Origin of the sequence: Candidatus Nitrososphaera gargensis Ga9.2, from assembly GCF_000303155.1 — an archaeon.
Classification (GTDB): domain Archaea; phylum Thermoproteota; class Nitrososphaeria; order Nitrososphaerales; family Nitrososphaeraceae; genus Nitrososphaera; species Nitrososphaera gargensis.
The window spans coordinates 379,937-392,831 of the sequence record NC_018719.1 but is presented as its reverse complement, the minus strand read 5'-3'; the positions used below and the strand labels follow the sequence as shown (position 1 = coordinate 392,831).

General features: G+C 43.5%; 17 protein-coding genes. 5 read left to right on the top strand and 12 right to left on the bottom strand.

The features are described from left to right. The first annotated feature begins 513 nt into the window (after positions 1-513). Positions 514-807: a winged helix-turn-helix domain-containing protein gene (locus NGAR_RS02420; RefSeq protein ID WP_015018016.1), complete on the top strand. Its 294-nt coding sequence runs from the start codon at positions 514-516 to the stop codon at positions 805-807. A 380-nt stretch (positions 808-1,187) separates the two neighbouring features. Next, on the top strand, positions 1,188-1,580 hold the full coding sequence (locus NGAR_RS02415) for a hypothetical protein (protein ID WP_015018015.1): 393 nt from the start codon (positions 1,188-1,190) through the stop codon (positions 1,578-1,580). A gap of 410 nt (positions 1,581-1,990) precedes the next feature. On the opposite strand, the gene NGAR_RS02410 is transcribed toward NGAR_RS02415, so the two are convergent. Next, positions 1,991-2,479 (bottom strand): CBS domain-containing protein, encoded by a 489-nt coding sequence (locus NGAR_RS02410; RefSeq protein WP_015018013.1) that lies wholly within the window; start codon positions 2,477-2,479, stop codon positions 1,991-1,993. Positions 2,480-2,604: 125 nt separating this feature from the next. Then, positions 2,605-2,778, bottom strand: coding sequence for a hypothetical protein (locus tag NGAR_RS02405; protein WP_187147625.1), 174 nt, complete (start codon positions 2,776-2,778; stop codon positions 2,605-2,607). Positions 2,779-3,488: 710 nt separating this feature from the next. Here NGAR_RS02405 and NGAR_RS17085 point away from each other — a divergent pair. Further along, entirely contained in the window at positions 3,489-3,647 is a 159-nt protein-coding gene (locus NGAR_RS17085) for a hypothetical protein (protein ID WP_015018011.1), read from the top strand. Positions 3,648-3,779: 132 nt separating this feature from the next. Here NGAR_RS17085 and NGAR_RS02400 read toward each other — a convergent pair whose 3' ends face one another. Continuing rightward, complete coding sequence (locus NGAR_RS02400) at positions 3,780-4,406, bottom strand: CBS domain-containing protein (RefSeq protein WP_148680849.1); 627 nt, start codon at positions 4,404-4,406, stop codon at positions 3,780-3,782. A gap of 23 nt (positions 4,407-4,429) precedes the next feature. After that, positions 4,430-5,053 carry a hypothetical protein gene (locus tag NGAR_RS02395; protein ID WP_015018009.1) on the bottom strand — a complete coding sequence of 208 codons (624 nt, stop codon included), beginning with the start codon at positions 5,051-5,053 and terminating at the stop codon, positions 4,430-4,432. 337 nt (positions 5,054-5,390) lie between these two features. Between NGAR_RS02395 and NGAR_RS02390 the strand changes: the two genes are divergently transcribed. Next, on the top strand, positions 5,391-5,582 hold the full coding sequence (locus tag NGAR_RS02390; RefSeq protein ID WP_015018008.1) for a hypothetical protein: 192 nt from the start codon (positions 5,391-5,393) through the stop codon (positions 5,580-5,582). 86 nt (positions 5,583-5,668) lie between these two features. Here the strand turns inward: NGAR_RS02390 and NGAR_RS02385 are convergent, their stop codons facing one another. The 7 genes from NGAR_RS02385 to NGAR_RS02355 form a co-directional block, all read right to left on the bottom strand. Then, complete coding sequence (locus NGAR_RS02385; protein WP_148680848.1) at positions 5,669-5,863, bottom strand: hypothetical protein; 195 nt, start codon at positions 5,861-5,863, stop codon at positions 5,669-5,671. A gap of 76 nt (positions 5,864-5,939) precedes the next feature. Next, entirely contained in the window at positions 5,940-6,152 is a 213-nt protein-coding gene (locus NGAR_RS02380) for a hypothetical protein (protein ID WP_148680847.1), read from the bottom strand. 146 nt (positions 6,153-6,298) lie between these two features. Then, positions 6,299-6,541: a hypothetical protein gene (locus NGAR_RS02375; protein WP_015018007.1), complete on the bottom strand. Its 243-nt coding sequence runs from the start codon at positions 6,539-6,541 to the stop codon at positions 6,299-6,301. A 377-nt stretch (positions 6,542-6,918) separates the two neighbouring features. Continuing rightward, complete coding sequence (locus tag NGAR_RS02370) at positions 6,919-8,232, bottom strand: glycosyltransferase (RefSeq protein ID WP_148680846.1); 1,314 nt, start codon at positions 8,230-8,232, stop codon at positions 6,919-6,921. Positions 8,233-8,446: 214 nt separating this feature from the next. Beyond that, a complete protein-coding gene (locus NGAR_RS02365; protein ID WP_015018004.1) occupies positions 8,447-9,388 on the bottom strand; it encodes a hypothetical protein in 942 nt (313 codons plus the stop codon). Beyond that, entirely contained in the window at positions 9,339-9,605 is a 267-nt protein-coding gene (locus NGAR_RS02360; RefSeq protein WP_148680845.1) for a hypothetical protein, read from the bottom strand. The genes NGAR_RS02365 and NGAR_RS02360 overlap by 50 nt, the downstream gene beginning before the upstream one ends. Positions 9,606-9,622: 17 nt before the next feature. Beyond that, positions 9,623-10,744, bottom strand: coding sequence for a hypothetical protein (locus NGAR_RS02355; protein WP_228369257.1), 1,122 nt, complete (start codon positions 10,742-10,744; stop codon positions 9,623-9,625). A gap of 202 nt (positions 10,745-10,946) precedes the next feature. Between NGAR_RS02355 and NGAR_RS02350 the strand changes: the two genes are divergently transcribed. Beyond that, on the top strand, positions 10,947-12,446 hold the full coding sequence (locus NGAR_RS02350; protein WP_015018002.1) for an MBL fold metallo-hydrolase: 1,500 nt from the start codon (positions 10,947-10,949) through the stop codon (positions 12,444-12,446). Between the two features lie 52 nt (positions 12,447-12,498). Here NGAR_RS02350 and NGAR_RS18220 read toward each other — a convergent pair whose 3' ends face one another. Continuing rightward, positions 12,499-12,738 (bottom strand): hypothetical protein, encoded by a 240-nt coding sequence (locus NGAR_RS18220; protein WP_015018001.1) that lies wholly within the window; start codon positions 12,736-12,738, stop codon positions 12,499-12,501. Positions 12,739-12,895: the final 157 nt, after the last annotated feature.

Sequence of the window (12,895 nt, the reverse complement as noted above, 5' to 3'; positions counted from 1 at the left end):
GTTGGTTACAACGAGTGAGTAACCAATAAATATTTCCAAATTGAAATTATTTATGGCCATTGGGAAGGACCTGACGCGCATCTAAGCAACAGCGTATCTGCGATGCTTCTATGAATTTGCGTCAAGGCTTTGGCTAACATTTTCTTCCTTTCCCGTGGTCCTAGGACAATAAACAGGCTCATTTATCGCAATGAATAATATCAGAAGCGTCAATTATTTTCTGGTTATTAGTGCCTGATTCATCCTCGATAACTTGGAATTTTCCTCTTCCAAGATGCCTTACACGAACCCTTACCTGTTTACCATCAAGAATTGCCGTGCACCAAGAAGAAAGTTTCAACATTCTGACGTTTGACAGTTTTTTGTTTAGCATATTTTTGCAATGTACATTATTATTCCATTCCGCAATTTAAAATTTTATCGCGGCTATGATATCGGTTCTTTTATTATCTCTCTGATTTTTCACCTTGATGAAATATTAATCCGTAATGCCATTATTATTTTTGCCATCGTATGAAGTACAGAAGCAGGACTGACATAACCGCACAGATTCTAGAAGCTGCGAACGGCGGCTGTACCAAAGCCAAGATAATGTACAGGACGTTTCTGTCATATGTGCAGCTCAGACATTACTTTGTACTGCTGGTTGAAAAAGACCTTCTGGAATATGATGGAGCTACCCAGACGTACAAGACCACTGACAAAGGCCATAGGTTTATCCAGGCATATAACCAGATAGGCGGGTTTATTGCGGCGAGGCAAGAGCGAAGAGGACAGCAATATCAAAGAGCGTTCAAAACGAGATAAAAACCGCCACACTTCGCAACCACTCAATATCTTTTTGAAGCGCTGAAGATTATAAACCACGAAAATAAAATTACGCATTCAGATGGACAGTCAGTAACTTTTAGACTTTTTAAATCAAAATGACAAGACAGATACATCTACAAAGAGCTAGGCCAAATTTATCAGCAAACAGGAGCCAATGGTATATGAGTTAAAAAGAGGTGCGAATTTCGGCCGGCTCCAGCATAAAGCTCTTGCGGATTTCCTAATGCATTTAAGACCTAGGTATCTTTGCCCGGCTAGCTCTTGCTTCTTTTTCTATCTTTTATTTTACTGATATGCGAATTTCGCTTGAAAACAATGCAAAAATTTAGCTTTTGACATACTAAATATGTGCAAGGATGAGAATTCGCATCAGCGCTCGACCCCAAGGCAAGTCTCCAAAGCAGCTGGATGAGCTGGTATGGGGTTATAACCGAGAATTTCTGCTCTACTGGGTTGATACAATAATTGAGACGGCAAACCAATTGTATACTGAAGATGTAAAAACGGTTGTTGAAAAGAACGAGCAAGAGGGCAGAAACGACGTTGCGTATTGCCTTCAAAAACCAATTCATTTAGCTACGCGATTATGGGATATCAACGGTTATGCGCCAATAGAAATCGAAGTCCCGGACGCCAAAGGTTACAAGTGTGTTAGCGAGGCTATTTCTCTACATATAGCGAACATGCCACTAACGATAAGAGAGATGTTTGCAAATATATCGCAGATTGCAACTGCAACTGAAGCATAAAGGATATTCTAATTCATTTAGGTGTTTTGTTAACGGATTCATAAATAACGCTGAAATGCCCTGCTTTGCAAGATAGTATATCTGCCCTCAAAAAATCAAACAAGTCAATAAATGCACTACTCAGACCCGCAGCAATAGACCGTAATTGTTAAAAATTCAAAATTCGATCGATAAATTACCATGTGCAATTATTGGTGTAAAGCTCATGGCTATGGTTGCGATTCAGAAGGAGACTGGCAGACGCACCTTTTGACCTATCCACACAAGGGCGCAAATGTTATCATGCCCGGAAGGGAAGGAAAACCAGAAGAGGTTACTCTGGCCGCATAGTAGCATCTGCGGTATAATAGGATAATAACAGACAAAAACATGTAAAGCTTGGCCACACAGCCTCCAGTCTACCTGTTGTTTTATGCTGCTTCTCTTTCTAGGGCTTCCATGACCTCTCTAGTTATCTGGGCCATTGTTTCGCTGTTCTCCCTGACAAATGCGACGATATCTGTTGCACTGACAATGCCGACTGGCTCTTGTTTATCTGCTTCATCTGTAACAACTACAACATGGCGGATTTTGTTCCTGACCATGATATCTGCGACTTTGTCAATAGGAGTCTTTGCCGGCACTGTCTTGAGTGGTGCAGATATGACATTTTGAATAGTCACAAGACGGCTCGGTATGTCTTTAGTACAAACTCGCCTTACCAGATCTCGCTCAGTTATTATTCCCACGGCCTTGCGATCATCGTCAACAACCAAAAGCGAGCTGACATTTCTGTTTGTCATCATGATAGCAGCGTCCTTGGCGCTACCTAGCAGGTTGATGGTCTCCAGCCTATCACTCATTATCTCGCTAATGCTCGTATTCTTACGAGTAGTTGTACCTGTTGGCTTGCGAGACATCGTGGGATATACTCTGAATATGATCCATAAAATATGTTATTTATTTTTTCATTCTACTATGATCAAATCTACTTGAATCGAGTAAAGAGCAAAAAGAAATAGAGATTATTATTTTAATCTTGAAGTTAGATTTGCTGGCTGACCTGCCGATCTAGGCTATTTTCTTCCTTTTCCTTGCCGTACGACCTCATTAGAAACGCAGAGAAGGTCATGGCGGCGCCCGCTACAGCTGCGGTGACTGTGTTTGCCACTGGCAGATTCAAAAGTGAACCTGCCATTATTGCTATTCCTGCGGCCACTGCGCTTAGAGGCAGCCAGCTAGTAATTGCACGTGACATTCTATTCTTCAACATCATATGCAACCGACCTCCAAATCCATAATACTAAAATTCAAAATAAAAATTTTTTGTCCAATATAATGATGGATGTAGAAGAGCTTATCTTGCAAGGACATACTGCACCAGTGCCCTATGCATGTGCGGCGAGTCTCTTTCTCTTAGGCAGCTGTCGCACCTCCAGCGAACTGGTTCGTTGCATCCTTCGCACAATTCTACAATCCCAAGTTCCGATCCACATGCCCTACAAAGCGATTCTGGCATTTCCTAGATACTCACCTCTATATGGTTGGTCACAATATGTGTGTGACTGGTATTTATTTCTAATTCTAGGGCGACTATCAAGGAACGAATTTCTGAAATGCGCGGGCCAGATGATTCATGCAGAAAAAGAGAAAAATATCAGCCAGCAACAGTTGTGCTGGCTGGATGGTCGTATTTGATGTGCTCCTCTAGATCAAGAGTGCTCGGGTAGGCCCTATGGCACCTAGTGCATTCAAATTTTGGCCGAGACGTTTTGTGGACTCTCACCTCCTCTTTTATCATCTTTACCATATCATTTTTTCACCTAGAGATAGGTGCACACAGGAACGATTTATACTTAGTCACAGGCAGTGAGTAAGCAATAAATTTGAAAATTGGCAGCTGTATATAGTGGAGGCGATTTATGGTATATGGCCGCTATATGCATAGGAGATAGGATACAGTGCAAGGATGGGGTAGAAGGAACAGTAACCGACTTTCACAAATATGGCAATGAGCACCATATTGTTATCAAGACAGACAAGGGCGAGGAAAGGGACCTAAAGCTGTCTGACTACTGCAAGAACTGATACATCTATTTCCTTGAAATCTAAAAAGCGTTCGCATCAATATATCGATATATCTGAACCTTTAGGGCATGCGGTGGGGGAGAACATATGTCAGGTTATTGTTCAGGCTGATAAAGACCTAAACTCAGGTCCTTATTGTGTTTGCTTTTGCATATGGGTGCCTGATATGTGCTCTGCCATAGTGCTGTCTTGTCTTATCACTGACCTGCAATATGGACACACCGCTTCTTTTTCGGCCACCGAACGTGAAGATTCTAGCTCTGCCAAGTTGATGTTGTGGCTGGGCATGTTGCCTATCACTGTCTTTAGGGTTACAAGGCCAATCACTTCGTCTCGACTGTTTACAACTGGAAGTCTCCTGATCCGCTTTGACTCCATCAAACCTATGGCATCTCTAACAGAAGCATCTTCACTAATTGTTACAAGGGGAGAACTCATGATTCGGCCGAGGGTTACCTTGTAGGGTCCCCTGTTTTCTGCCAACACTCTATATAATATGTCCCTTTCTGTAAGAATGCCGACGTACTGTTTCTTATGCGACAAAGAAACAGTGGAGGGCGCAGGAGATGCATCATCAAGTACAATGACTTTCTTATCGGGCTTTGACACCAAAATGCTAGAAACATCTTTGTCCCGCATCACCTTTACTGCCTCGCCGACCAGCATGTCCTCCGGCAAGCAAATGAAATCAGGTTCGGCAACATCCCCCACTCGTTTGGTAAGACCGCTTGCAATAGTTTGTCGTTGTTGTAGGGTCATGGCCGGCCGGCTTTATCGTTGTTCTACTGGGCTTCTGATGTGCTGGCAGCACCGGGTTGCCGTTGCTTTCCTATCTCCCCTTGCTCATCTCCCAGCTTCTCTACGGATTCTCCTGTAGGCAGCGGCGCATTCCTGTCAACTCTGTACTGGAATACCTCTGGATAGTTCATGCCCAGAATGACGTTCCTCCCAACGGCGATTATCCTTGACTTGGGGACGTCAAACCGCCAGTCATAGTGGCCCCAAATGACGATCATATCGTCAGTCTCTTTCATTACATGTCCAACGTGCTCTTCATCCTGCGTTCTTACACCCTTGTTAAAGAGCGAGTTTGGATAGCGGCCCTCATAAGTCGCAAGGTCAACATCTGGTGGCCACTCTTTTGGCCAGGGCGATATGGGTGCAACATCAGTCGGTAGAGGTTCGTCTCTGCTGACCTTGTATTGCCTTACTATCTCATAGAACGGCAGGTCTATCAGGACATTTCTGCTGGCAAACCTAATCTTGTCCTTTGGAATGTCAAACCTGTCATCGCCTTCTCCGAAAACTACAATCTTGTCATTGGTTTCTCTTACTACCCATCCTATATGAGGAGCATCTAAAGTCATTACACCTTTATTGAAATATCTGGTTGTTGCTGCGCTCATTCAGCATCACCTGTCATCATAAAACCTGATCTAAAATATATTCATTGCTCACTGAGTGTGAGTAACATTAACACCAAGATTTGCACGGTCAGCTAAGCTGCTGACACAATTCGTTTGCCAGCCCCGGTAGGATTCTTCTGTCAGAGAAAAAAATGCCAATTTCTGATACTGTGCTTTTAAGAAGAGAAAGAAAAATCTGTATTAAGTTTCAATAGCAGATTTTCGTTCTTAATAGAATTGTCAGAGAGCCTTCCAAGAATTATTGCAATTGACCATATATTGCAGTTCAGCATTATAGATCATCACTGTAGGAAATTGATAGAGAGAATGATAGGATATGCCTTCGCAGATGGACAATATCATAATGGCTATACTAAATTCTCTTGGAACGTCAGGCTATCCCGCACTCCAAATGTGCGTATTTCTCCTATGGAGCAGTAAGAAGGAGATTATTTCGACGCTAAAGAACAAGATGTTCTTTTACACGCTTGGCTTTGCATGTTTGGAAATGGTGGCAGAGTTCCTGTGAGAAAAAGATCCGCAATTCTCCAATTTTTTATTTCTAATGCGTATGGTTTGCAATTGAAAAAATTTGATAGACCAAGATTATACTCGTCACACTTGGCGGTTATGTTCGGAATGTGTCATCCTATCCTGCTCGTTGACCAGGATTGCCCCGCACGAATAGCAGACAAACCTTGACATGATACTTCTGATTCCCTTACGAATGTCTGCCAGAGACATTCTGCCTGTTCGAAACTTGTAGCCGAGGTCTTCATGATCTTTAAAGTAGCCGTAAGAGGTCGTCATCACAAGCTACCACCCCTCTACCGCAAATTACCTCAAAGAATTATTTATTGATTTACTGTGGGAACGTAAAAAAAGTTTATGGGAATGTCTCGTCGACAATGTGGCCTGTTGCCACGCTGTGTTTTTCCGCAACTACCGGGTTGTCTATGTAGATTACGCAGTTCCTGCAAAAGAATATTTCAGGTTTCCTTCCGTAGCGGTCAAGCGAAGGATATGGAGATGGCCTCCTGCTGGTTCGTTGCCGGGTATTCCTTTCTGACCATTCATCAGTCGTAACGGTCCCGCGCATATACAGCTCTCACCATATGGTCGCTAACATAATGTGTGTAACAAGGAATTTAAGTTTTATTAGCCTTCCTTTGTCCATAATTACAGCTGAAGATTTGTCCAATCAGCGTTAAAGAAAATAAAAGGGAAGTAAGACGGTGGTTTGTTCTACATAACTTGCCCTTCTAGCAGGCTCTGCGCTGATGCAACTGCGTTTCTAACATTTTCTGACAGCATTGCGAATATCCCTGACACACCCTCAACTACGTATGAAAATCCATTGACGATGGCCTGATAGCTGACAGGATACGCCATCATGGCAATTGCTGCCAGCGCTATTGACGCAGCGCCTGCGATTGCGACGGTAGTAATCCGCTTCTTCTTTGGAGTCATTTGCTCAAGACGAAGCATTTTGCTACCTCACCGATCTTAGAATTTAGACAGCCAGATATATACGTTAATCACACCAGGTGAGTAAGTTTCTAATATCTGATCCTTCAATAATAAATACCGAGCAATCAAGGAGGGCAGAGAAATTGCTCGCAACAACACTCTCATTACCAAGAACATCGGCCCAAGCCATAGAACAGTTCTATATGGAAGCTAGGCGCAGACTAGAGAATCTCAGACAAGAAATGATACAGAAAATAAAGAATGAACTTTGGGCTGCAGGAGACAGGACTGCCGCAAGAATCCGTCAAACAATAGGACAGGCGCAGACGCGATAGTCAGGCTCTCTCTTTTTTATTTGAAGACAACGCCTGCCTCAGGGAATAAACATATTTCTTTTAGGCAGCAGCGGTCCCGTGAAAGTCTTGCCTTGCTTTTTGGTAAGCATCAAGATCTGTCTTGTGTCGAACCTGCTCTTTCGACAAGATAGCGCCGATTATTCCTTGGATACTTTCAATGTATCTATCAAAAGAGAATGGAGAAACTATGTCGCTGACCTTCTCCCTCTCTTCCTGCGAAGCATTGAGAGCCGATGATATCTTCATTGCGGCATCTTCTAAGGAGCTAAATCGATATTTTTCTGGTACAAAGTCTGTGTGACCTCCGATGTCTGGTACGATCGGAATCAAGCCAGCGCTCATAGCTTCCGCTATAGAGATTCCAAATGGCTCGCCGGGCATAGGATGAAAGTAAACCTTTGCTTTACGCATAATCGATTTGAGGATATCAGATGTCGCATTGACCTCAAGTGCTATGTAATCGGACAAATCACAACTTTTTATCATTCTTAGAATATGATCGTGGTAGTTTCTGTCTTCTGGCATTAGCCCTCCAACTATTATCATCTTTTTGCCAATCTTTAGCTTCTTTAGCACGTGAGCTAGAGCTATGGCATTTTCCAATTTCTTGCTTGGATTGAACCTTGATATGACAACTATGAAATTGTCCCTTTCCCTGGAATACAATGCAGCTCTGCGAAACTCTTCAACATTAACAGGCGGTGGAATGACTATTGGATCGGCCATAGAGCGGGTGGCTGCTATGTTGTTATTGCCATAAGGTGCTCTTGAAAGTACTTTTAGAATCGCATCTCTGCTAAAGGTGGAATTCGTTACAATGGTAGAATGTTTTAGCATTGCCAGATAGCTTTCTTCGAGTTCTTGCCAGAGACGAGATACACTATTTTGTGTCCTGGAGCGCATGTCGTTATTGCTGCCCGCCCTCGCCCCGTCCATCTTTATCAATCCAAGATCCCTCAGATACTGGAGGTAAGCAAGGTCATGTACTCTGCTGAACTCTGTCACTAGCGGATAGTGGCAGTAAGTAATAGCATTTGAGCTTGAAAAGGTGGAAAGGTAGTATGGCAGCATGTCTCCATGCGTATTTATGGTGACTACTTCATCGTCAGCCGCATCACGATCCTTGCTTTCAACAGGCAGCCTATGGAATAGATTTAGTCGTCTTATGCGATGATAAAATGCGTCTATTCTTTCAGAGCCGAACGCCTTCTTGAGCCGGGAGATATCTGGAATTCTTGCAGTGGTAAGCTCGACATCAATATCCATTTCAACCAGCGCTTGAATTGTGGCAATAGCTACCTGCTCGGCCCCTCCACACGGGTTCAAGTCCATATGTACAACATTTGCTTTCATTGCTGTTCTCACCCCAGAGAAAGCATCCAGATTGCGCTTCTATTGATAGAGCCTAGCTGAAGGCAATTGTTGATGCTTTATATTAGATCTGAGTACAACATTACTTACTCATTTGCAATATTTATGCTTAATCACATTATGTGTGCAACAAGTAAAAATTTCTGTATTATCATATAGAAGTATCTCGACAACAATGCCAAATCTATGAAAACTTTTATTTTGCTTTATTATCGTCGGGAGCTTTGCTAGGTTCTTGCTCCGCTGCCGCTCTTGAAAGATGATAATCAAGCGAGCCAATGTTGCTCTTTAGGAATTCCTCGAACTCTTTCAATGCCAGTGCAGGCGATCTATCCCTGCATTTTTCCTCAGCGTATCTTTCATTGATTTCTTTTTCAAGTGTCCTTGCAGAGCGAGCGCCAATTTTCAAGATAAATGCCATGTCATTTTCTTTATCCAGTGATTTTTCGACCTCTATTATCTTCAGCTGGAGTGCCAATTCATACAATTCTTTTGTGATCCGCTGCACGTCTTCAGCCTGCAATTTTGGCAATTCCTTCTGAGTCATCTGAACCAGCTCATGCAGCCAGAACCTTTTTTCTTGTCTGGTATTTGTAAGAATCACCTCTTGTATTATCCGCTCAAAAACTCGCGACAGCATCCTGCATATATGCGACGTAGGAGCTATTTTGAAGCCTTCAATTTGTCCCCGAGATTCTGTCTTTTCAAATAGGCTCTTTCTCAGCTTTTCATCCCTGTGCAGCTGTCCTTTCCTGATGAGCTTTCCTGTCTGTTCCCCGTCGGCGGAACCTGTTAAATTGAATAGTTTCAGCGTGAAGCGGAACAGGTCGACAGTCCAAAGGCAAACAGGCTCATTATTATCCTGCAAAGCCTTGCCTACTTCCTCAATATCTTGTGAAAGGCCGCAGATTACATATTCGATGTCTGCAATTTCGCCCCCAATTTCATCCTCTAATTCCTTTTTGTAGTCTTGAACATTTTTAATCTGATCTGCAAGGGGCGTCAAAACACTCTTGCGTGCGTCGCCTATCGATGATTTGCATTCAATCATGATTGCCCTCTTTGATTCCCTATTGTAGATTACAAGGTCAAAGATCTTGTTGCCCTCTCTCTCCTCTATACCTGTAGAGCGGATCAACTGTAATGAAGTGATATCCAGTGGATGTCAGCGGCCCGCTTTCGGAGAATGCAGATGCGCACATGTTTACAATCATGCTATGCACCTGATCCCGCTGTATTTCATTTAAAAAGGACTTTTTGCACTCTGCAGAGTGTTTTTGAAGAAGGTTATCTAAAATAGTTCGCTGGTCTTTTGCAAGCTTTTCTCGGTATTTGCTGAAATCTTCCGAGGACATCGGTGCAGCATTCCATCCTAGGGAATAGTACTTGCTCTAATCTCTGCTTTGAGGTCCAGTCGCTCAGTTATCATTTTGTAGAATTGCATCATTGAATCAAAGTTAGTGTCTTTCCTTGGGCTTAGAGTTATCTTCTCCGAGTTGCCGGTTATGTTAAATCCAATATTCTTGTTCCTGTCAACTATGGTCCCGCTTAGGTGGATGCTGCCAGGCATCAGCAGCATGTCGAATATCTCAAAGTTGAAATCCTCTCCTGACATATTGTCAACAAGTCTTTCTACTTCGCTGAAGTCAATTTCACGGCTAAATACAATGTCTACGGGAATTACCTTTGGCAGCTTTACCTCCTTCCTGCCCATGTTGACAGGGATAAATTCGATCTTTGCCTTTTCGATAAGCGCCTTTGTCTCTAGAACTTTGGCCAATACCTCGTTGATTATATTAAAGAGAAAGTCAAGGTCGCCATGAGCGAACGCAAACCTTCCCATGTTCGTAATCCTGAATTTGCAGACATTTAGTATGTTGAATAGGATTGAAGTCGGCAGAACTCCGTATGCTTTGCTCAGCTCGTCTAGCGTGAATCTTCCGTCATCTGCCATGTACTTGAAGTATCGCTCTTCGTAATTCGGTCTAATGACGTCCTCTCCGTCCATTTTGTATCGGTGAGCATGGAATTCGCTAATGATAGAGTCCGGATTTTTGCTTTGAATCTCCCGGCGGATCTTGTCAAATGTGATGGGATGTATCCATAGCGGAAATATGCCATTTGTATGGTTGACAAATCTGTCCATTGTTCTACCCGCTTCTTCCAGTGTGTCGGTGGTAAAGCATAGCAGTAGACCCCTTCTGCGGTTAAAGTGGCAGTAGTACGTGGAGGTTGTTGAGGTTTGTGCTGATACAGTTTCAGAGTCGCTTGATTCTTCTTCTCTTGGCTTGGACTCAGAATCAGATGACCGTTCGATCCTTACTTCTACTATCTCGCCCAGCTCGGTAACATGGAAAGTTGGAAATCTCTTCATAGAGTCAAACAGCCTTTCAGGCGTCAGGTTTGATACATATGCAAGGATGCGGATCTCTTCATTTGTGTCTCTATGGTGTACTTTAACCAAGAAACTCTCAAATGTGTGCTTTCCGGTCAATCCTTGAAGCGGCATATCTCTAGATAGTATCTCTTATCTGGAATAGTTATATTTTAATACGACGAAAATTAGCTAATAATTCCCATTATTTTGTGCGTGTTTTTTAGCTGCTTTGCCTCAGTTTCAAATATTTTGTACGCTAATCGTCGTTGTTTTCGAGCAGCGGCCAAACTAATAAGCAAGCACCCATTACCATTGATGCTTGACCAAGGACACCAAGATAACCTTCTATGGCGGCATCCACGAGATAGGGGGTAACAAGTTCTTGGTCGAGGACAAGGGAACTCGAATCTTTTTGGACTTTGGAATGCAGATGGGCAAGGTAAACGACTACTTTTCTGAATTTCTAAAGCCTAGGGCGCTCAACGGCATGGGCGACTTGTTTGAGTTTGGATTGTTGCCCAAGCTAAAGGGGCTGTATAGACAGGATTACGCCAAGCATATGGGCTTTGGCGGGAAGGAAGAGACTGCTTTTGACGCGCTGGTGTTGACCCATGCCCATGTGGACCATGCTGCATACATTCATTATCTGCGGCCTGACATCCCAGTTTACTGCTCTGAAGCTACAAAATTGATACTGCAAGGAATAGAGGATACGGGCGGCAAAGATGATTATCTGACATTCAAACACAATTTCCGCATTTATGAAAACAAAAAGGGCGAGATGAGCCGGGGCAAGGGCGAGGATTATCAGGAACCAAGAAAGATTTCCGTATTTGAAAACGCAAAAAAGTTTTCAATTGACTCTATAGAGGTCGAGCCGCTGGCAGTTGACCACTCGCTGCCCGGCGTTACAGGGATCATTCTGCATACGTCAAAGGGCTCAATTGGCTATACTGCCGATATCCGATATCACGGAAGAAGGGCGAGTGATACAGAGCGATTTGTAGAGCGGTGTGGCAACTCTGACATTGACGTTCTTTTATGTGAGGGGACAAGGGTTGAGGAGACATTTTCCGCTACAGAGTTTAGCGTAGAGCAGGACGTCAAGACAATAGTGAACAAAACAAAGGGCCTTGTCGTATGCACATACCCAACTCGCGACCTGGATAGGCTACTGTCATTTTACAATGCCGCCAAAGAGTCTGAAAGAGATTTGGTTATTGACCTAAAGCAAGCGTACCTGCTGAAGTTGTTTCAAACATCGGATCAATGGAAGAATGTCTTTCCAAAGCCGGATGACAAGAGAATCAAGGTATACCTGCCAAGAAAGTCATGGGGGTTAGTTGGCAGAGACGACATCAGCAGATACTGGACTGAAAAGCAGCTGCTGCAGGATTATGACGTTTGGGAAAGGGAATTTGTCGACTATGGCAACGCCGTCAATTATCGCGATGTTTCCGGCAAGCAAAAGAATTACATCTTTTACTGCAACGACTATCAGCTGCAGCAACTAATTGACGTAAGGCCGATTGAAGGATCCAGCTACATCAGGTCGCAGACGGAGCCGTTTGACGACGAAATGGAGCTAAAAGAAGAGCGAGTGAAGAGATGGATTGAGCATTTTGGATTAATAACGAGCGAAAAGGATTGGATCCACACCCATGTTTCCGGGCACGGCTCAGGCGACCAGATAAAGAAAGTCATAGAAGGGACCGATGCGAAAAGCCTTGTGCCCATCCATACCGAGCACGAGGAATACCATAGAAAATGGCATGACAATGTGGTAAATGCTCAATGGAATGGCTCAATCGCTTTGTAGTGAGAGATAGTATTTCGCTGCTAATAATTGTGACGATAGGTTAGGAGGCTTGTCACTCTGGATTAGATGTCTTTGGCTCAATACGTGCGGTAATCCCATATTGGGACAGATTCTCCTTTATCACAAGATCTACAGTATTTTTTGGTATTCCGGTTTCCGATGAGCCAGTTAGCTCGATATTGATTTTGATTCTTGCACCTGCATTTACTAGTGGCTGAATGACACCATCATAAAATTCAACCCATTTCTTCCAATCCATGTCAGCAGCAACTTTTACGACGCTATAAGCCATCTGTATGGTTGGTTTTGGCTTTTCTTCGCCACCTTTTCGACCCGTTCCTCCTTCGCTTGGTCCTCCACCTAAGAGTTCAGGTCCCGGCGGCTTGACTGTACCAACTAGTTCATGTGCAAACCGTGCCTGTAAGAGGAATGTTTCCTCGCTAAATTCA

Bases quoted from the DNA above. Each gene is read 5' to 3' on its own strand.
- NGAR_RS02420 (WP_015018016.1), top strand. From the start codon at position 514: ATGAAGTACAGAAGCAGGACTGACATAACCGCACAGATTCTAGAAGCT.
- NGAR_RS02415 (WP_015018015.1), top strand. From the start codon at position 1,188: ATGAGAATTCGCATCAGCGCTCGACCCCAAGGCAAGTCTCCAAAGCAG.
- NGAR_RS02410 (WP_015018013.1), bottom strand. From the start codon at position 2,479: ATGTCTCGCAAGCCAACAGGTACAACTACTCGTAAGAATACGAGCATT.
- NGAR_RS17085 (WP_015018011.1), top strand. From the start codon at position 3,489: ATGGCCGCTATATGCATAGGAGATAGGATACAGTGCAAGGATGGGGTA.
- NGAR_RS02400 (WP_148680849.1), bottom strand. From the start codon at position 4,406: ATGACCCTACAACAACGACAAACTATTGCAAGCGGTCTTACCAAACGA.
- NGAR_RS02395 (WP_015018009.1), bottom strand. From the start codon at position 5,053: ATGAGCGCAGCAACAACCAGATATTTCAATAAAGGTGTAATGACTTTA.
- NGAR_RS02390 (WP_015018008.1), top strand. From the start codon at position 5,391: ATGCCTTCGCAGATGGACAATATCATAATGGCTATACTAAATTCTCTT.
- NGAR_RS02385 (WP_148680848.1), bottom strand. From the start codon at position 5,863: ATGACGACCTCTTACGGCTACTTTAAAGATCATGAAGACCTCGGCTAC.
- NGAR_RS02380 (WP_148680847.1), bottom strand. From the start codon at position 6,152: ATGCGCGGGACCGTTACGACTGATGAATGGTCAGAAAGGAATACCCGG.
- NGAR_RS02375 (WP_015018007.1), bottom strand. From the start codon at position 6,541: ATGCTTCGTCTTGAGCAAATGACTCCAAAGAAGAAGCGGATTACTACC.
- NGAR_RS02370 (WP_148680846.1), bottom strand. From the start codon at position 8,232: ATGAAAGCAAATGTTGTACATATGGACTTGAACCCGTGTGGAGGGGCC.
- NGAR_RS02360 (WP_148680845.1), bottom strand. From the start codon at position 9,605: ATGTCCTCGGAAGATTTCAGCAAATACCGAGAAAAGCTTGCAAAAGAC.
- NGAR_RS18220 (WP_015018001.1), bottom strand. From the start codon at position 12,738: ATGGCTTATAGCGTCGTAAAAGTTGCTGCTGACATGGATTGGAAGAAA.